Consider the following 19454-nt stretch of genomic DNA (forward strand, 5'->3'; position numbering starts at 1 on the left):
CTGGCTCAGCAACGGCTTAAATCTGCCTGCGCCTGAGCCAATTTTTCTGCCGCCTGACGTAACGGTTCCATCAACGGCATGGTCCGCGCTGGAGCATGAAGGCGGAATCGCTGCAACTCTGTCGCTCCGACAGTCAACGCCGATTCCAGCCGATGTCGTTTGGCGGCCATTTTCGCCATTACCGCTTGTCTGTCTGCTGGCGTTACCGCTTCATTCGGCCTGAACACAAAACGGCGTTCGCAACTCGCTTTCCAGTCGATAACTGCCTGGGTCAGATGGTCGCCAAACCCTTTCACTTGCTTAACACCACGACGGGTAACATCTGCCGCTGTTTCAATACCAAAGGACCGTAACGCCGCTTTACGCGCAGGGCCAACGCCGGGAATAGAGGCAACATCAATAAAAAATCCCTCCAGAAACTTCTGCTTCTGCCGTTCCCTTGCGGTGTCGTGAAGTGCTGCCAGAGCGCGTGTTTCTTCTTCCGGTAACCCGAGAATTTCGTCCTTCATTTTTTCGAGCATCGCCCGTTTGGCGATAAAACCTTCCAGCCCGCCCAACTGTTGGATCTGGCTGACTAAATGGTCATAGTCCATTTTCGCGCGATTAAATGCCTCATGGCGCTGCTGAACTTCTGCTTTGTACGCTTTGCTTGTCAGACTGCCAATAATCCAGATAGCCGCCAGCACGGGTACCAAAATGATATAACGCGGCTCTGCCTGAAGGCCGCAAAGCAGTAGCGATAACGCTGACAGCGAGATCTCAATCAGAATGATGTATTCGCGCCGTAACAGACCTGAAGGAAAAGGAAGCGGCCTGCCAGTCGGTTGGAAATGATCGGGTAATGGTAACTGTAGTGCTGGCGGTGGCACTGACGCCATCACCATCGCCCAGACTTTCGCCAGCAGAAAATCACCGCCGGTGGTAATGAGCTCTTCGCCGAGATCAATAAAATAGATAACGCCTTGATTATCCAGCGCACACCACGGGCAGTCGGTTAAATGACCGGGGTAAACATGCATTGCCGAAACGGGACATTTCTTTAGCTGTTGGCGTAGAGAATCAAGTGCCGCTACCCACGCTTTAGCCGTCGGACGCGCGGTTACCACCCCATTTTCCGTAAACGCCTGCTGAAACATGGCTTCAACATCACTCGGTAACATCGATAGCGGAATAGATCGTGGCGGCGGTTTTAAACCACGTCGCTGATTATCTGACGCGTAGGCATAACGGAAATGGGCAATATCCGTATCCAGCGCATTACCCGCTTCAGAGATAAGCGGTACACCGGAATAAGGATGCCGACCACCAAACAAGACGTGAAAAATCAGCAAGGCAAGGCCAAAATTATCGTGATTCGCGGTGCGTTCAAAGCCGACAAATGATGGCAAGGTTTGCAGCTCTGGTGGCGTAAAATGCGACACGCCGACTTCGCATAAATGCAGCGTGCCATTGGCGTTAATCTGAAAGGAGTCGCTATCAATTAACACCACTTTGCTGTCACGACCTACCATGAAGCTGTTCTGGTTTACGTCACCTACGACATGCCCGTGCTCGTGAACCGTAGCAAAAGATGAAGCAATATTGCGCGCAACATAGAGTAGAAAATCCCACGCACAATGAGGGTAACTCTGGCGACGATGTGCCGGGCTATAGATCATATGAATCGGTTCTTTACCTGAAACCTTCGGCATCATAAAACCGATAACCTTCCCGCCTCGTCCGCCATGAAGCGTTGCCTGCGGCCAGGCGACATAATTCAGCAACTGCGCGTCAGCTGTCGCAGCCATAAAGGCGAGTTTGTCCTGTTTTAAGGCGGGTGGCGGTGTGTGATAAATTTTGGCGACGCTATCGACAAACTCTTCGATATCATAAACCGCGCCTTCGCCACCTTTGCCCAGTTCACGGCCAAGAGTGGTTAATTCACCTATCGATGTAAATACTTTTATATTTGTTTTCATAATATTTCGCGGGCAGCCATATTATATTTCAATGAATAATAACAACTGACCATTAAAATTATTTCTATATGGGGAAACCCCACTCAATAATAAAAATGATAATGCAATTCTATCAGGATACAATTCAATTTCTGCCTGATAATGATTAACTTCCACAGGTTTTTGCTAACTTTTACTACACAGGGATTCTGGAGAAAAAATGAAAAAGATATTACTTATGTTGAGTCTGCTATTTTTTACTACCGCGGGCTATTGTGAGATTTCGGATACGTTAGTGACAGGAGGTTATGATAAACAAGCGATGTCTGACGCGATTAAACATGCGCGAAAAGAAACTGATAAATTCATCGAGGTTATGAATAAAAAAGATGCCGATACTTTCGCAGTCAAAGCCCCGATAACCGATCACGGAAGAACCGAGCATTTCTGGCTCACAGATGTCACTTATTCTAATGGCATGTTTATTGGCGTAATCAGCAATGACCCTGGTATTGTTACAAACGTAGAATATGGCCAGGAGTGGAAAATTAAGAAAGAAGATATTTCAGACTGGATGTATACCCGTGGGGACAAAATTTACGGTGGTTATACCATTGATCCTTTATTGGTCACCTATCCAAAAGAAGAAGCCGACGAGCTAAGAGCAAAATTAGTTCGCTAATCAGCCGTTATATTGATTGCTTAAACTGGCGGTTGATCTGTTGACTTCAACCGCCATGAGAAACTCACACTGCCCACAGCGCCAGTGCCAGGGTTTTATCATCATCGGTACGCTCGTTTACCGCCGGGCTGGACAAAAACTGCTTTAACAATTCAGGTAATAAATCGAGCTGTTCCTGCGTTGCTGCCGCCAGTCCATTGAAAAACGGGGTAAAGAAAGGCACATGCGGAGAATTATCCAGCATATTTAACGCCAGCCGCTGGATACCATCCGTAAATGCTGCAAATTTATGCGTACGCTCAGTGCAGGTGAAAGTTTCCAGTCTGGAAACCGCATCTTCATCAGTAATGAAGTGCGTCATATTGGCATATTCACCCACCATCGGCGTGAGAGGCAATTGCAGACCTTGACCAAAATCCACCACCACGCCGCCATCGCCAATCTGCATAATCAAGGTGCCATTAGCCGATGAAATCAATCCCAAAAACGTGCAGGCAAAATCGCGAACCGCTAATTCTTTAGCTTCCGCCTCGGCAAAAAGTCGCTGACGAATGGTCAGTACAATATCCGTGGCGAGAACATCATTGAGTCCAAATTCACCGTTCTGCACTTTTTGCGATATAAAGGCCATCGCTTCATTGACGGCGAGCATCGCGCCTTCGCCACCCTGCGAGACGCTGCCTGCGCCATCAGCGACAAATACCGACAGTAATGGCTGCTGGTCATTTAGCCAGGCAACCTGCATCTGACAGGCATCCTGGCAAGGCAAATCAGCGCTGATGTGCGACGTTCCGACGGCTGATGCATAGACCAGACGCCAGGTCACACTGACGTCCAGCCTTTTGGTGCCTCCAGTACAACTTCCGTTCCCGGCGTGGAGCGGGAAACCGAACGTAACGAACTGGATAACCAGCTAAACAGTTCACGGAATTGTAATCCCTGCAATGGCAAAGGCTGACGGACGCTGATTTGGGCCAGCGTCTTCATATCCGCCCCCTGAACACCGATGGAAAAGAAGGCAAACTTCTTATCTTCTTCCCCCTGAAACACTTTGTTGGCGGCAGCCTGCCACTCATCGGTTGGAGCGCCATCGGTGATCAGGAAAATCCACGGACGATAATACGAAATGCCATTTGCGCGGTACTCACGTTTCCGCTCTTCAACCATATCCAGGGCTTTGGTAATGGCGGCGCCCATTGGCGTATCGCCCTGGGCAAACAGGATAGGTGGGAAAAAATTAGCGGCGCTGGTAAAGGGTTGTTCCACATGCACCGGGCCGAACGTCACAATGCCGAGTTCCACTCTTTTTAAAGCCAGCGGATCAGCAAGCAGTTCATCACGAAAGGTAACCAATCCGGCGTTAAGTTCATTAATGGGTCTGCCGCTCATCGAACCAGAAACATCCAGCAGCAAAATGCAGGGGCAACGTGGTTCCGGGTTACTGGCAAAATCGCTGGTGGCAAACGTGATTTGTTCGCTCATAAGAAATCCTTTCTTAGAGAATTATTGAGGTCCGGTATCATACCGACTGCAATAATGAAAGAAGAGCAAACGAAGACATTTTCAGAATTAGGCCCGGCGGCGTAGATAATTTTGCTATTCGCCTCGCAAGAACGTGGGCTTATAGATTGACAACAAGGGTTGAGTGACATAATTTCAGGAGTGAGGGTAGAGCGGGGTTTCCCCCGCCCTGGTAGTCTTAGTAAGCGGGGAAGCTTATGACTAAGAGCACCACGATGATGAGTAGCTTCATCATGGCCCTTTCCTTATTTAAGGCCCCTTCCTCGGGAGGGGCTTTCCCGTTTCAGCATCCCGCTGAAATCGTCGTTTTATCTCCTTCCGCCATGCATGCAGTCTATCGCTGACTCGCGGATAAAATAGTTTCACCAGTGATTATTGCGTAACGTCTCGCAAAGAATATTTGCTGTCAGGATCGCAGACTGCAAAGCCTGCAGATTGACAATCTGACCGTGAAGGCATACTTTCAGGAATGAGGGTAGAGCGGGGTTTCCCCCGCCCTGGTAGTCTTAGTAAGCCGGTAAGCTAATCACTAAGAGCACCACGATGATGAGTATCTTCATCATGACCCTTTCCTTATTTAAGGCCCCTTCCTCGGGAGGGGCTTTCCCGTTTCAGCGTCCCGCTGAAATCGTCGGGTTACCTCCTTATTGCCATGTACGCAGTCTATCGCTAACCTGCGAATAAAATAGTTTCCTGTGTCATTACTGGATGCATGCTCGCAAAGCGCACCGTCATTCAGACGATTCCCGAAACTGTTTCATAATTCCTCCATTTTTCGCCCTTATTGGCTGGCTACACTAGTATCATTCCGCGAAACGTTTCAGGAAGAGAAACTCTTAACGATGAAAGGCAGTTATAAATCCCGTTGGGTAATCGTAATCGTGGTGGTTATCGCCGCCATCGCCGCATTCTGGTTCTGGCAAGGCCGCAATGAATCCCAGAGCGCAGCACCTGGTGCGACGAAACAAGCACAGCAATCGCCAGCGGGTGGTCGCCGTGGTATGCGTTCCGGCCCATTAGCCCCGGTTCAGGCGGCGACCGCCGTAGAACAGGCAGTTCCGCGTTACCTCACCGGGCTTGGCACGATTACCGCTGCTAACACCGTTACGGTGCGCAGTCGCGTAGATGGTCAACTGATGGCGTTACATTTCCAGGAAGGCCAGCAGGTCAAAGCAGGCGATTTGCTGGCAGAAATTGACCCCAGCCAGTTCAAAGTTGCATTAGCACAAGCCCAGGGCCAACTGGCAAAAGATAAAGCCACGCTTGCCAACGCCCGCCGTGACCTGGCGCGTTATCAACAACTGGCAAAAACCAATCTCGTTTCCCGTCAGGAACTGGATGCCCAACAGGCGCTGGTCAGTGAAACCGAAGGCACCATTAAGGCTGATGAAGCAAGCGTCGCCAGCGCACAACTACAACTCGACTGGAGCCGGATTACTGCACCAGTCGATGGTCGTGTTGGCCTGAAGCAGGTTGATGTTGGTAACCAAATCTCCAGTGGTGATACCACCGGGATTGTGGTGATCACTCAGACGCATCCTATCGATTTAGTCTTTACCCTGCCGGAAAGCGATATCGCTACCGTTGTGCAGGCACAAAAAGCCGGAAAACCACTGGTGGTTGAAGCCTGGGATCGAACCAACTCGAAGAAATTAAGTGAAGGCACGCTGTTAAGTCTCGATAACCAAATCGATGCCACTACCGGTACGATTAAAGTGAAAGCACGCTTTAATAATCAGGATGATGCGCTGTTTCCTAATCAGTTTGTTAACGCGCGCATGTTAGTCGACACCGAACAAAACGCCGTGGTGATCCCCACCGCCGCCCTGCAAATGGGCAACGAAGGCCATTTTGTCTGGGTACTGAATAGCGAAAACAAAGTCAGCAAACATCTGGTGACGCCGGGCATTCAGGACAGTCAGAAAGTGGTGATCCGCGCAGGTATTTCTGCAGGCGATCGCGTAGTGACGGATGGCATTGATCGCCTGACCGAAGGGGCGAAAGTGGAAGTCGTGGAAGCCCAGAGCGCCACCGCACCGGAAGAGAAAGCCACCAGCCGCGAATACGCGAAAAAAGGAGCGCGCTCCTGATGCAGGTGTTACCTCCGAGCAGCACAGGCGGCCCGTCGCGCCTGTTTATTATGCGTCCTGTCGCCACCACGCTGCTGATGGTGGCGATCTTACTCGCCGGGATTATCGGTTATCGCGCCCTTCCCGTTTCGGCACTTCCGGAAGTGGATTATCCGACTATTCAGGTGGTTACACTCTACCCTGGCGCCAGCCCGGATGTGATGACCTCTGCCGTCACCGCGCCGCTCGAACGCCAGTTCGGGCAGATGTCCGGCCTGAAACAAATGTCATCGCAAAGTTCCGGCGGTACGTCGGTTATCACTTTGCAGTTCCAGCTAACATTGCCGTTGGATGTCGCCGAGCAGGAAGTGCAGGCCGCGATTAACGCCGCCACTAACCTGTTGCCGAGCGATCTGCCTAACCCGCCGGTTTACAGCAAAGTGAACCCGGCAGATCCGCCGATCATGACGCTCGCTGTCACCTCAACCGCCATGCCGATGACACAGGTGGAAGATATGGTGGAAACCCGCGTCGCGCAGAAAATCTCGCAGATTTCCGGCGTCGGCCTGGTGACACTTTCCGGCGGTCAGCGTCCGGCTGTTCGCGTCAAACTTAACGCCCAGGCGATTGCCGCCCTCGGCCTGACCAGCGAAACCGTGCGCACCGCCATTACCGGCGCTAACGTTAACTCAGCGAAAGGTAGCCTTGATGGCCCTTCCCGTGCGGTCACGCTTTCCGCGAACGACCAGATGCAATCCGCCGAAGAGTATCGCCAGCTAATCATTGCCTACCAGAACGGCGCGCCGATTCGTCTTGGCGATGTCGCAACCGTAGAACAAGGTGCTGAAAACAGCTGGCTCGGCGCGTGGGCGAACAAAGAACAGGCCATCGTGATGAATGTTCAGCGCCAGCCCGGTGCTAACATTATCTCCACCGCCGACAGCATCCGGCAGATGCTGCCACAGCTCACCGAGAGTCTGCCGAAATCGGTGAAGGTGACGGTACTTTCTGACCGTACCACCAATATCCGCGCATCGGTCGACGATACCCAGTTTGAGCTGATGATGGCTATCGCGCTGGTAGTCATGATTATCTACCTGTTTTTGCGCAATATTCCGGCGACCATCATTCCCGGCGTCGCGGTGCCGCTGTCGTTAATTGGCACCTTCGCGGTTATGGTGTTTCTCGATTTTTCAATCAATAACCTGACGCTGATGGCGTTAACTATCGCCACTGGATTCGTGGTCGATGACGCCATCGTGGTGATCGAAAACATTTCCCGCTATATCGAAAAAGGCGAAAAACCGTTGGCGGCGGCGCTCAAGGGCGCAGGCGAAATCGGCTTTACCATTATCTCGCTGACCTTCTCACTGATTGCGGTGTTGATCCCACTGCTGTTTATGGGCGATATCGTCGGGCGACTGTTCCGCGAATTTGCCATTACTCTGGCAGTCGCGATTTTGATCTCAGCCGTGGTGTCGCTGACCCTGACACCGATGATGTGCGCGCGGATGCTCAGCCAGGAGTCGCTGCGTAAACAGAACCGCTTCTCCCGTGCCTCGGAGAAAATGTTCGACAGGATAATCGCCGCCTATGGTCGTGGACTGGCGAAAGTGCTGAATCATCCGTGGCTGACCTTAAGCGTGGCGCTCAGCACGCTGCTGCTTAGCGTACTGCTGTGGGTGTTCATTCCGAAAGGTTTCTTCCCGGTACAGGACAACGGCATTATTCAGGGCACCCTGCAGGCACCGCAATCCAGCTCCTTTGCCAATATGGCCCAGCGGCAACGCCAGGTCGCGGATGTGATTTTGCAGGATCCGGCGGTGCAAAGCCTGACCTCATTTGTTGGCGTTGATGGCACTAACCCGTCGCTGAACAGTGCGCGTTTACAGATCAACCTCAAACCGTTGGATGAACGTGATGATCGGGTGCAAAAAGTCATCGCCCGTCTGCAAACGGCGGTAGATAAAGTGCCGGGCGTCGATCTCTTCCTGCAACCAACGCAGGACCTGACTATTGATACTCAGGTCAGCCGCACCCAGTACCAGTTTACCTTGCAGGCCACGTCACTGGATGCGCTCAGTACCTGGGTGCCGCAGCTCATGGAAAAACTCCAGCAGCTGCCACAGCTTTCTGATGTCTCCAGCGACTGGCAGGACAAAGGGCTGGTGGCGTATGTCAATGTTGATCGCGACAGCGCCAGCCGTCTGGGGATCAGCATGGCGGACGTCGATAACGCCCTGTACAACGCGTTTGGTCAGCGGCTGATTTCCACTATTTATACTCAGGCTAACCAGTATCGCGTAGTGCTGGAGCACAATACCGAAAATACTCCTGGGCTTGCGGCGCTGGATACTATTCGCCTGACCAGCAGCGACGGCGGCGTGGTGCCGCTAAGCTCAATTGCCAAAATTGAGCAGCGTTTTGCGCCGCTATCCATCAACCATCTGGATCAGTTCCCGGTAACGACCATCTCCTTTAACGTGCCGGATAACTATTCGCTGGGCGATGCGGTGCAGGCGATTATGGACACCGAGAAGACTCTGAATCTGCCGGTGGATATCACCACACAGTTCCAGGGCAGCACCCTCGCCTTCCAGTCGGCGCTGGGCAGCACTGTCTGGCTGATTGTCGCGGCGGTGGTGGCGATGTATATCGTGCTCGGCATTCTGTACGAGAGCTTTATTCACCCGATCACCATTCTCTCGACGCTACCCACCGCAGGGGTCGGCGCACTGCTGGCATTAATGATTGCCGGAAGTGAGCTGGATGTGATTGCGATTATCGGCATTATTTTGCTGATCGGTATTGTGAAGAAGAACGCCATCATGATGATCGACTTCGCGCTGGCTGCTGAGCGCGAGCAAAGCATGTCGCCGCGCGATGCTATTTACCAGGCTTGTCTGCTGCGTTTTCGTCCAATCCTGATGACCACTCTGGCGGCTCTGCTTGGCGCGCTGCCGCTGATGTTGAGTACCGGGGTCGGCGCGGAACTGCGTCGTCCGTTAGGTATCGGCATGGTCGGCGGTCTGGTTGTCAGCCAGGTGCTGACACTGTTTACCACGCCGGTGATTTATCTGCTGTTCGACCGCCTGGCATTGTGGACCAAAAGTCGCTTTGCTCGTCATGAAGAGGAGGCGTAAGTGAAGTTTTTTGCCCTCTTCATTTACCGCCCGGTGGCGACGATTTTACTGTCGGTTGCCATTACCCTGTGCGGCATACTGGGCTTCCGTATGCTGCCAGTGGCTCCGCTGCCACAGGTCGATTTTCCGGTGATTATGGTCAGCGCCTCGCTGCCCGGTGCATCGCCAGAGACAATGGCGTCTTCCGTTGCCACGCCGCTGGAACGTTCGCTTGGGCGCATTGCCGGAGTCAGTGAAATGACCTCCAGCAGTTCGCTCGGCAGCACGCGCATTATTTTGCAGTTTGATTTTGACCGGGATATCAACGGCGCGGCGCGCGATGTGCAGGCGGCGATCAACGCCGCGCAAAGTTTGCTGCCCAGCGGGATGCCAAGCCGTCCGACCTATCGCAAAGCGAACCCGTCGGATGCGCCAATTATGATCCTGACGCTAACCTCCGATACTTATTCGCAAGGTGAACTGTACGATTTCGCCTCAACACAGCTTGCCCCGACGATTGCGCAAATCGACGGTGTCGGTGATGTCGATGTCGGCGGCAGCTCACTGCCCGCCGTGCGCGTCGGACTGAATCCGCAGGCGCTGTTTAATCAGGGAGTCTCGCTGGACGATGTTCGCACCGCCATCAGCAATGCCAACGTGCGTAAACCGCAGGGGGCGCTGGAAGATGGCACTCACCGCTGGCAGATCCAGACTAACGATGAACTGAAAACCGCCGCCGAATATCAGCCGTTGATTATTCATTACAACAACGGCGGCGCGGTTCGTCTGGGCGATGTGGCGACGGTGACCGACTCAGTGCAGGATGTGCGCAACGCCGGGATGACCAACGCCAAACCAGCTATTTTGCTGATGATCCGCAAGCTGCCGGAAGCCAATATTATCCAGACGGTAGACAGCATCCGGGCAAAATTACCGGAGTTGCAGGAAACCATTCCGGCGGCAATTGATCTGCAAATTGCTCAGGATCGCTCCCCCACCATTCGCGCCTCGCTGGAAGAAGTCGAGCAAACGCTGATTATCTCGGTGGCGCTGGTGATTCTGGTGGTCTTTTTATTCCTGCGCTCGGGTCGCACCACTATTATTCCCGCCGTTGCCGTGCCGGTTTCGCTGATTGGTACGTTTGCCGCGATGTACCTGTGCGGATTCAGTCTCAATAACCTGTCGTTAATGGCGCTCACCATTGCTACTGGTTTCGTGGTGGATGACGCCATCGTGGTGCTGGAAAACATTGCCCGTCATCTGGAAGCGGGGATGAAACCACTACAGGCCGCGCTACAAGGTACTCGCGAAGTCGGCTTTACGGTGCTGTCGATGAGTCTGTCACTGGTGGCGGTGTTCCTGCCGCTGCTGTTGATGGGCGGATTGCCGGGCCGCCTGTTACGCGAGTTTGCCGTGACGCTTTCTGTCGCCATTGGTATTTCGTTGCTGGTTTCCCTGACGCTAACGCCGATGATGTGTGGCTGGATGCTGAAAGCCAGCAAGCCGCGCGAGCAAAAGCGACTACGTGGTTTTGGTCGCATGTTGGTAGCCCTGCAACAAGGCTACGGCAAGTCACTGAAATGGGTGCTCAATCATACCCGTCTGGTGGGCGTGGTGCTGCTTGGCACCATTGCGCTGAATATCTGGCTATATATCTCGATCCCGAAAACATTCTTCCCGGAGCAGGACACTGGCGTGTTGATGGGCGGGATTCAGGCGGATCAGAGTATTTCGTTTCAGGCGATGCGCGGTAAGTTGCAGGATTTCATGAAAATTATCCGTGACGATCCGGCAGTGGATAATGTCACCGGATTTACCGGCGGTTCGCGAGTGAACAGCGGGATGATGTTTATCACCCTCAAGCCACGCGACGAACGCAGCGAAACAGCGCAGCAAATTATCGACCGTCTGCGCGTGAAGCTCGCAAAAGAGCCAGGAGCGAATCTGTTCCTGATGGCGGTACAGGATATTCGCGTTGGCGGACGTCAGTCGAACGCCAGTTACCAGTACACGTTGTTATCCGACGACCTGGCGGCATTGCGCGAATGGGAGCCGAAAATTCGCAAAAAACTGGCAACGTTGCCGGAACTGGCGGACGTGAACTCCGATCAGCAGGACAACGGCGCGGAGATGAATCTGGTTTACGACCGCGACACCATGGCGCGGCTGGGAATCGACGTGCAGGCTGCCAACAGTCTGTTAAATAACGCCTTCGGTCAGCGACAAATCTCGACCATTTACCAGCCGATGAACCAGTACAAAGTGGTGATGGAAGTGGATCCGCGCTATACCCAGGACATTAGCGCGCTGGAAAAAATGTTCGTTATCAATAACGAAGGCAAAGCGATCCCGCTGTCGTATTTCGCTAAATGGCAACCGGCGAACGCTCCGCTGTCGGTGAATCATCAGGGATTATCGGCAGCGTCGACCATCTCGTTTAACCTGCCGACCGGAAAATCGCTCTCGGACGCCAGTGCGGCGATCGATCGCGCAATGACCCAGCTTGGTGTGCCTTCGACGGTGCGCGGCAGTTTTGCCGGAACAGCGCAGGTGTTCCAGGAGACGATGAACTCACAGGTGATCCTGATTATCGCAGCCATCGCCACGGTGTATATCGTGCTGGGTATCCTTTACGAGAGTTACGTACATCCGCTGACGATTCTCTCCACCCTGCCCTCGGCGGGCGTTGGAGCGCTGCTGGCGCTGGAGCTGTTCAATGCCCCGTTCAGCCTAATCGCCCTGATAGGGATCATGCTATTAATCGGCATCGTGAAGAAAAACGCCATTATGATGGTCGATTTTGCGCTTGAAGCCCAACGGCACGGTAACCTGACGCCGCAGGAAGCTATTTTCCAGGCCTGTCTGCTGCGTTTTCGCCCGATTATGATGACCACCCTGGCGGCACTGTTTGGCGCGCTGCCGCTGGTATTGTCGGGCGGTGACGGCTCGGAGTTGCGCCAACCCCTGGGGATCACCATTGTCGGCGGTCTGGTAATGAGCCAGCTTCTGACGCTGTATACCACGCCGGTGGTGTATCTCTTTTTCGACCGTCTGCGGCTGCGTTTTTCGCGTAAACCTAAACAAACGGTAACCGAGTAAATGACAGATCTTCCCGACAGCACCCGCTGGCAATTGTGGATTGTGGCTTTCGGCTTCTTTATGCAGTCGCTGGACACCACCATCGTAAACACCGCCCTTCCCTCAATGGCGCAAAGCCTCGGGGAAAGTCCGCTGCATATGCACATGGTCATTGTCTCTTATGTGCTGACCGTGGCGGTGATGCTGCCCGCCAGCGGCTGGCTGGCGGACAAAGTCGGCGTGCGCAATATTTTCTTTACCGCCATCGTGCTGTTTACTCTCGGTTCACTGTTTTGCGCGCTTTCCGGCACGCTGAACGAACTATTGCTGGCACGCGCGTTACAGGGCGTTGGCGGTGCGATGATGGTGCCGGTCGGCAGGTTGACGGTGATGAAAATCGTACCGCGCGAGCAATATATGGCGGCGATGACCTTTGTTACTCTGCCCGGTCAGGTCGGCCCACTATTGGGTCCGGCGCTCGGCGGCCTGCTGGTGGAGTACGCGTCGTGGCACTGGATCTTTTTGATCAACATTCCAGTGGGAATTATCGGTGCGATCGCCACACTGATGTTAATGCCGAACTACACCATGCAGACGCGGCGCTTTGATCTCTCCGGCTTTTTATTGCTGGCGGTTGGCATGGCGGTATTAACGCTGGCGCTGGACGGCAGTAAAGGTACAGGACTGTCGCCGCTAACCATCGCCGTGCTGGTAGCGGTTGGCGTGGTGGCACTGGTGCTTTATCTGCTACACGCCAGAAATAACCATCGCGCTCTTTTCAGTCTGAAACTGTTCCGCACTCGTACCTTTTCGCTGGGCCTGGCGGGGAGCTTTGCCGGACGTATCGGTAGCGGCATGTTGCCCTTTATGACGCCGGTTTTCCTGCAAATTGGCCTTGGTTTCTCGCCTTTTCATGCCGGACTGATGATGATCCCGATGGTGCTTGGCAGCATGGGAATGAAGCGAATTGTGGTACAGGTGGTGAATCGCTTTGGTTATCGTCGGGTACTGGTGGCGACCACGCTGGGTCTGTCGCTGGTCACCCTGTTGTTTATGACCACCGCGCTGCTGGGCTGGTACTACGTTTTGCCGTTCGTTCTGTTTTTACAAGGAATGGTCAACTCGACGCGTTTCTCCTCCATGAACACCCTGACGCTGAAAGATCTCCCGGACAATCTGGCGAGCAGCGGCAACAGTCTGCTGTCGATGATTATGCAATTGTCGATGAGTATCGGGGTCACCATCGCCGGGCTGTTGCTGGGACTTTTTGGTTCACAGCATGTCAGCGTCGACAGCGGCACCACACAAACTGTCTTTATGTACACCTGGCTTAGTATGGCGTTTCTTATCGCCCTTCCGGCGTTCATCTTTGCCAGAGTGCCGAACGATACGCATCAAAATGTAGCTATTTCGCGGCGCAAAAGGAGCACTGAATGAAGTTCTGGCGGCCCGGTATTACCGGCAAACTGTTTCTGGCGATCTTCGCCACCTGCATCGTCTTGCTGATCACAATGCACTGGGCGGTACGTATTAGTTTTGAGCGTGGTTTCATTGATTACATCAAGCATGGTAATGAGCAACGGCTGCAAATGCTTGGCGACGCGCTTGGCGAGCAATACGCCCAGCACGGTAACTGGCGCTTTCTGCGTAATAACGATCGCTTCGTATTTCAGATCCTGCGTTCGCTTGAACACGATAGCAACGACGATAAGCCCGGCCCCGGTATGCCACCACACGGCTGGCGTACCCAGTTCTGGGTGGTCGATCAAAATAACAAAGTGCTGGTTGGCCCACGCGCCCCCATTCCACCGGACGGCACACGGCGGCCCATTCTGGTCAATGGTGTGGAAGTCGGCGCGGTGATCGCTTCCCCCGTTGAACGCCTGACGCGCAACACCGATATCAATTTTGATAAGCAACAGCGGCAAACCAGCTGGCTGATTGTGGCGTTATCTACTTTATTAGCGGCGCTGGCGACATTTCCACTGGCACGCGGTTTGCTGGCACCGGTAAAACGGTTAGTTGACGGTACGCACAAACTGGCGGCGGGCGATTTCACCACTCGCGTGACGCCCACCAGCGAAGATGAACTGGGGAAACTGGCACAAGACTTCAACCAGCTCGCCAGCACGCTGGAGAAAAACCAGCAAATGCGCCGCGATTTTATGGCCGATATTTCTCACGAACTGCGTACGCCATTAGCGGTGCTGCGCGGTGAACTGGAAGCTATTCAGGATGGCGTGCGTAAATTCACGCCGGAGACGGTGGCCTCTTTACAGGCGGAGGTCGGCACACTGACGAAACTGGTTGACGATCTCCATCAGTTGTCGATGTCTGATGAAGGCGCTCTCGCCTATCAAAAAGCACCGGTAGATTTGATCCCACTGCTGGAAGTGGCGGGCGGCGCATTTCGCGAACGATTCGCCAGCCGTGGCCTTAAACTGCAATTTTCCCTGCCAGACAGCATTACCGTATTTGGCGATCGCGACCGTTTAATGCAGTTGTTCAATAATTTACTGGAAAACAGCCTGCGCTACACCGACAGCGGCGGCAGCCTGCAAATCTCTGCCGAGCAGCACGATAAAACGGTGCGCCTGACCTTTGCCGACAGCGCGCCGGGCGTCAGTGATGATCAGCTGCAAAAACTGTTTGAGCGTTTTTATCGCACCGAAGGTTCCCGCAACCGTGCCAGCGGCGGTTCCGGGCTGGGGCTGGCGATTTGCCTGAACATTGTTGAAGCGCATAATGGTCGCATTGTTGCCGCCCATTCGCCTTTTGGCGGGCTAAGCATTACAGTAGAGTTACCGCTGGAACGGGATTTACAGAGAGAAGTATGACCGAGTTACCTATCGACGAAAACACGCCGCGTATTTTGATCGTGGAAGATGAACCCAAGCTGGGGCAGTTGCTCATTGATTATCTGCGTGCCGCGAGCTACGCGCCAATACTTATCAGCCACGGCGATCAGGTACTGCCGTACGTGCGCCAGACGCCGCCGGATCTGATCCTGTTGGATCTGATGTTGCCAGGCACCGATGGTCTGACGCTGTGCCGGGAAATTCGTCGTTTTTCCGATGTCCCAATTGTGATGGTGACGGCGAAAATCGAAGAGATCGATCGCCTGCTGGGGCTGGAAATTGGTGCTGATGACTATATCTGCAAGCCGTACAGCCCGCGTGAAGTAGTGGCGCGCGTCAAAACCATTTTGCGCCGCTGCAAACCGCAGCGCGAGTTGCAGCAACAGGATGCCGAAAATCCGTTGATTATCGACGAAGGTCGTTTTCAGGCTTCATGGCGTGGCAAAATGCTTGACCTGACGCCTGCGGAATTTCGTCTGCTGAAAACGCTCTCCCATGAACCGGGTAAAGTATTCTCCCGCGAGCAATTGCTCAATCATCTTTATGACGACTACCGCGTGGTAACCGACCGAACTATCGACAGCCACATTAAAAACCTGCGTCGCAAGCTGGAATCTCTCGACGCCGAGCAGTCATTTATCCGTGCCGTTTACGGTGTCGGTTACCGTTGGGAAGCTGACGCCTGCCGTATTGTTTAGCCTGTTCCTTTTAATGGCAGTCTCAAACTACAACGCGAACCGTTCCGTCGCCCACTGAGTATTATTACCCTCTCTGAAAAAGAGAGGGATAAAGCCGTGCTCGTATTCAGATTACAGCATATTTATCAGTAATCTCCCCCATGCATTAGAGGGTATTCCCCTGATTGGCAACCACCTGAATATCACCCATACTTAAATGGTTACATACTGTTTTCGATACGCAATTTCAAGCAAGGAGTCAATATGGCTGGTTGGTTTGAACTTAATAAGAGCAGTGATAATCAGTTCCGTTTTGTGTTAAAAGCGGGAAACGGAGAAATCATTCTCACAAGCGAATTGTATGCCTCAAAAGCCTCTGCGGAAAAGGGCATCGCCTCGGTACAAAGCAACAGTCCGCAGGATGAACGCTATGAGAAAAAGACGGCGAGCAACGGCAAGTTTTATTTCAATCTGAAAGCTGCCAATCATCAGATAATTGGCTCCAGCCAGATGTATGCTACCGCTCAATCACGCGAAGTCGGAATTGCCTCTGTAAAAACCAATGGCGTAAGCCAGACGGTAAAAGATAAGACTTAATCATTGTGCCGGGCGCGGATGACGCGCTCGGCTTTATTTCTAATAAACACTGGCTTATTGATGCTAAGGATCAATCCTCGCCATTAAAATAATGGGAGGATAAGTTTCATATTAGATGAAAGAATTTTTATTCTTCTTTTTGAACGCCACGTTATTTATTTCCTGCAAGTGCCGAAGAAATTATCGTTATTCGCATCCTTACCAAAACCAGGACACGACCAGACATTTACACTGGAGCCAACCCCACCAATTGCGCTACAATGCCCGCCCTTAAAGTGGGGACACTCCCCTAACCGCTTCATCAGGTGAAGCGGATCTGACCTGTCATCAGAACGAGAGAATTATGTTTAAACCGGAACTCCTTTCCCCGGCGGGAACGCTGAAAAATATGCGTTACGCTTTCGCTTATGGCGCAGATGCTGTTTATGCGGGCCAGCCGCGTTACTCCCTGCGTGTGCGCAACAACGAATTCAACCACGAAAATCTTCAGCTCGGCATCAATGAAGCCCATGCGCTGGGGAAAAAGTTTTATGTCGTGGTCAACATTGCACCGCACAACGCCAAGCTGAAAACCTTTATCCGTGACCTGAAACCGGTAGTGGAAATGGGGCCGGATGCGCTGATTATGTCCGATCCTGGGCTGATTATGCTGGTGCGTGAGCACTTCCCTGAAATGCCGATCCACCTTTCCGTGCAGGCTAACGCCGTAAACTGGGCGACGGTAAAATTCTGGCAGCAAATGGGCCTGACCCGCGTGATCCTCTCCCGTGAACTATCACTGGAAGAGATTGAAGAGATCCGCAATCAGGTGCCGGATATGGAGCTCGAAATCTTCGTTCACGGCGCACTGTGCATGGCCTACTCCGGTCGCTGCCTGCTCTCTGGTTATATCAACAAACGCGACCCGAACCAGGGCACCTGCACCAACGCCTGCCGCTGGGAGTACAACGTCCAGGAAGGTAAAGAAGATGACGTCGGCAACATCGTACACAAATACGAGCCGATTCCGGTGCAAAACGTTGAACCGACGCTGGGTATCGGCGCGCCAACCGACAAAGTGTTTATGATCGAAGAGGCCCAGCGTCCGGGTGAGTATATGACCGCGTTTGAAGACGAACACGGCACTTACATCATGAACTCGAAAGATCTGCGCGCTATCGCCCACGTTGAACGCCTGACCAAAATGGGCGTGCATTCGCTGAAAATCGAAGGCCGCACCAAATCTTTCTACTATTGTGCACGCACCGCGCAGGTTTATCGTAAAGCTATCGATGATGCCGCTGCGGGCAAACCGTTCGACACCAGCCTGCTGGAGACGCTGGAAGGTCTGGCGCATCGCGGCTATACCGAAGGTTTCCTGCGTCGCCATACGCATGATGATTATCAGAACTACGAATACGGTTATTCCGTTTCTGACCGCCAGCAGTTTGTTGGTGAGTTTACCGGTGAGCGTAAAGGCGACCTCGCGGCGGTAGCGGTTAAAAACAAATTCTCCGTTGGCGACAGCCTTGAGCTGATGACTCCACAGGGCAATATCAACTTTACCCTTGAGCATATGGAAAACGCCAAAGGCGAAGCGATGCCGGTTGCGCCGGGCGATGGTTATACTGTGTGGATCCCGGTCCCGCAGGATCTCGAACTGAACTACGCGCTGCTGATGCGTAATTTCTCTGGGGAAACCACGCGTAACCCGCACGGCAAGTGATTAATTTCAAGTATTTTCCCCAGATAGAAAATTCTTAGAAACCGATCACATACAGCTGCATTTATTAAGGTTATCATCCGTTTCGCTGAAAAACATAACCCATAAAATGCTAGCTGTACCAGGAACCACCTCCTTAGCCTGTGTAATCTCCCTTACGCAGGCTTATTTTTTTGCACCACGACTTTCATCCTGTTCTGACTCCACCTTCTCTTTTCTGCTCTACACTTTCTAAAGATCAATAATAAAGGCATACGACGATGGCCGATTTTCCCGCCAGTTTGCTGATTCTTAACGGCAAAAGTGCTGACAATGAAACATTGCGCGAGGCGATTATGCTGTTGCGTGAGGAAGGAATAACGATCCATGTACGGGTCACCTGGGAGAAAGGTGATGCCGCGCGTTTTGTGACTGAAGCGCGCCAACTTAGCGTCGCGACGGTGATAGCAGGCGGTGGTGATGGCACCATTAATGAAGTCTCCACGGCGTTGATTCAGTGTGAAGGCGATGACATTCCTGCTTTGGGGATTTTGCCGCTAGGTACAGCGAATGATTTCGCCACCAGCGTGGGGATCCCTGAGGCGCTGGATAAGGCGTTGAAACTGGCGATTGCCGGTAACGCTATTGCAATTGATATGGCGCAGGTTAACAGGCACACCTGTTTTATCAATATGGCAACGGGCGGGTTTGGTACACGTATCACCACCGAAACACCGGAAAAATTAAAAGCCGCGCTGGGGGGCGTCTCTTACATCATTCATGGCTTAATGCGCATGGATACATTGCAACCGGACCGTTGTGAAATCCGCGGTGAAAACTTTCACTGGCAAGGTGACGCCCTGGTCATTGGTATTGGTAACGGGCGTCAGGCCGGTGGCGGTCAGCAGTTGTGCCCAAATGCGCTGATTAATGATGGCTTGTTGCAGTTGCGTATTTTCACCGGAGATGAAATTCTTCCGGCCCTCGTATCCACATTAAAATCTGACGAAGATAACCCGAATATTATCGAAGGCGCTTCGGCGTGGTTCGATATACAAGCACCACACGAAATCACTTTTAATCTTGATGGCGAACCGTTGAGTGGACAAAACTTTCATATTGAAATACTTCCGGCGGCGCTGCGTTGTCGATTACCACCGGATTGTCCGTTATTGCGTTAATCAAATTATTCTCTCTTGAATTAGGGAAAATCAGTTATGCCGGATGCGGTG

15 protein-coding genes are annotated in these 19454 nt (G+C 52.8%); 10 read left to right on the top strand and 5 right to left on the bottom strand.

The annotated features are described in order from the left end of the window. Positions 1 to 5 precede the first annotated feature (5 nt). Positions 6 to 1958: a protein kinase YegI gene (gene yegI / locus FFT88_RS11340; RefSeq protein WP_135404963.1), complete on the bottom strand. Its 1953-nt coding sequence runs from the start codon at positions 1956 to 1958 to the stop codon at positions 6 to 8. Positions 1959 to 2157: 199 nt separating this feature from the next. On the opposite strand from yegI, the gene FFT88_RS11345 reads away from it, so the two are divergent. Next, the gene (locus tag FFT88_RS11345) at positions 2158 to 2619 is read left to right on the top strand and encodes a DUF2314 domain-containing protein (protein ID WP_130221835.1); all 462 of its coding nucleotides are present in this window, start codon (positions 2158 to 2160) and stop codon (positions 2617 to 2619) included. A gap of 64 nt (positions 2620 to 2683) precedes the next feature. Here FFT88_RS11345 and FFT88_RS11350 read toward each other — a convergent pair whose 3' ends face one another. The 4 genes from FFT88_RS11350 to FFT88_RS11365 form a co-directional block, all read right to left on the bottom strand. Beyond that, positions 2684 to 3445, bottom strand: coding sequence for a PP2C family serine/threonine-protein phosphatase (locus FFT88_RS11350; protein ID WP_135404961.1), 762 nt, complete (start codon positions 3443 to 3445; stop codon positions 2684 to 2686). Beyond that, positions 3442 to 4101, bottom strand: a complete 660-nt coding sequence (locus FFT88_RS11355; RefSeq protein ID WP_000003176.1) for a VWA domain-containing protein — start codon at positions 4099 to 4101, stop codon at positions 3442 to 3444. Before FFT88_RS11355 ends, FFT88_RS11350 begins: the two co-directional genes overlap by 4 nt. A 217-nt stretch (positions 4102 to 4318) precedes the next feature. Continuing rightward, positions 4319 to 4375, bottom strand: a complete 57-nt coding sequence (locus tag FFT88_RS11360) for a type I toxin-antitoxin system Ibs family toxin (protein ID WP_001386899.1) — start codon at positions 4373 to 4375, stop codon at positions 4319 to 4321. A 271-nt stretch (positions 4376 to 4646) separates the two neighbouring features. Then, entirely contained in the window at positions 4647 to 4703 is a 57-nt protein-coding gene (locus FFT88_RS11365; protein WP_100733667.1) for a type I toxin-antitoxin system Ibs family toxin, read from the bottom strand. Positions 4704 to 4982: 279 nt separating this feature from the next. Between FFT88_RS11365 and mdtA the strand changes: the two genes are divergently transcribed. The 9 genes from mdtA to yegS all read left to right on the top strand — a co-directional run bounded on the left by mdtA (position 4983) and on the right by yegS (position 19403). Next, complete coding sequence (mdtA, locus tag FFT88_RS11370) at positions 4983 to 6230, top strand: multidrug efflux RND transporter subunit MdtA (protein WP_135404959.1); 1248 nt, start codon at positions 4983 to 4985, stop codon at positions 6228 to 6230. Further along, positions 6230 to 9352 (top strand): multidrug efflux RND transporter permease subunit MdtB, encoded by a 3123-nt coding sequence (gene mdtB / locus FFT88_RS11375; protein ID WP_135404956.1) that lies wholly within the window; start codon positions 6230 to 6232, stop codon positions 9350 to 9352. The genes mdtA and mdtB overlap by 1 nt, the downstream gene beginning before the upstream one ends. Further along, positions 9353 to 12430, top strand: a complete 3078-nt coding sequence (mdtC, locus tag FFT88_RS11380) for a multidrug efflux RND transporter permease subunit MdtC (RefSeq protein WP_135404954.1) — start codon at positions 9353 to 9355, stop codon at positions 12428 to 12430. Continuing rightward, positions 12431 to 13846 (top strand): MFS transporter, encoded by a 1416-nt coding sequence (locus FFT88_RS11385; RefSeq protein WP_130219358.1) that lies wholly within the window; start codon positions 12431 to 12433, stop codon positions 13844 to 13846. It begins immediately after the preceding gene. Further along, positions 13843 to 15246, top strand: coding sequence for a two-component system sensor histidine kinase BaeS (gene baeS / locus FFT88_RS11390; RefSeq protein WP_135404952.1), 1404 nt, complete (start codon positions 13843 to 13845; stop codon positions 15244 to 15246). Before FFT88_RS11385 ends, baeS begins: the two co-directional genes overlap by 4 nt. Further along, the gene (gene baeR / locus FFT88_RS11395) at positions 15243 to 15965 is read left to right on the top strand and encodes a two-component system response regulator BaeR (protein ID WP_130206968.1); all 723 of its coding nucleotides are present in this window, start codon (positions 15243 to 15245) and stop codon (positions 15963 to 15965) included. Before baeS ends, baeR begins: the two co-directional genes overlap by 4 nt. Positions 15966 to 16208: 243 nt before the next feature. Next, positions 16209 to 16541 carry a YegP family protein gene (locus FFT88_RS11400; RefSeq protein WP_130206970.1) on the top strand — a complete coding sequence of 111 codons (333 nt, stop codon included), beginning with the start codon at positions 16209 to 16211 and terminating at the stop codon, positions 16539 to 16541. A gap of 343 nt (positions 16542 to 16884) precedes the next feature. Continuing rightward, on the top strand, positions 16885 to 18246 hold the full coding sequence (gene yegQ / locus FFT88_RS11405) for a tRNA 5-hydroxyuridine modification protein YegQ (protein ID WP_000476028.1): 1362 nt from the start codon (positions 16885 to 16887) through the stop codon (positions 18244 to 18246). 257 nt (positions 18247 to 18503) lie between these two features. Further along, positions 18504 to 19403 (top strand): lipid kinase YegS, encoded by a 900-nt coding sequence (yegS, locus tag FFT88_RS11410; protein WP_135404950.1) that lies wholly within the window; start codon positions 18504 to 18506, stop codon positions 19401 to 19403. Positions 19404 to 19454 lie beyond the last annotated feature (51 nt).

This window comes from Escherichia sp. E4930, from assembly GCF_005845405.1.
Taxonomy (GTDB): Bacteria; Pseudomonadota; Gammaproteobacteria; order Enterobacterales; family Enterobacteriaceae; genus Escherichia.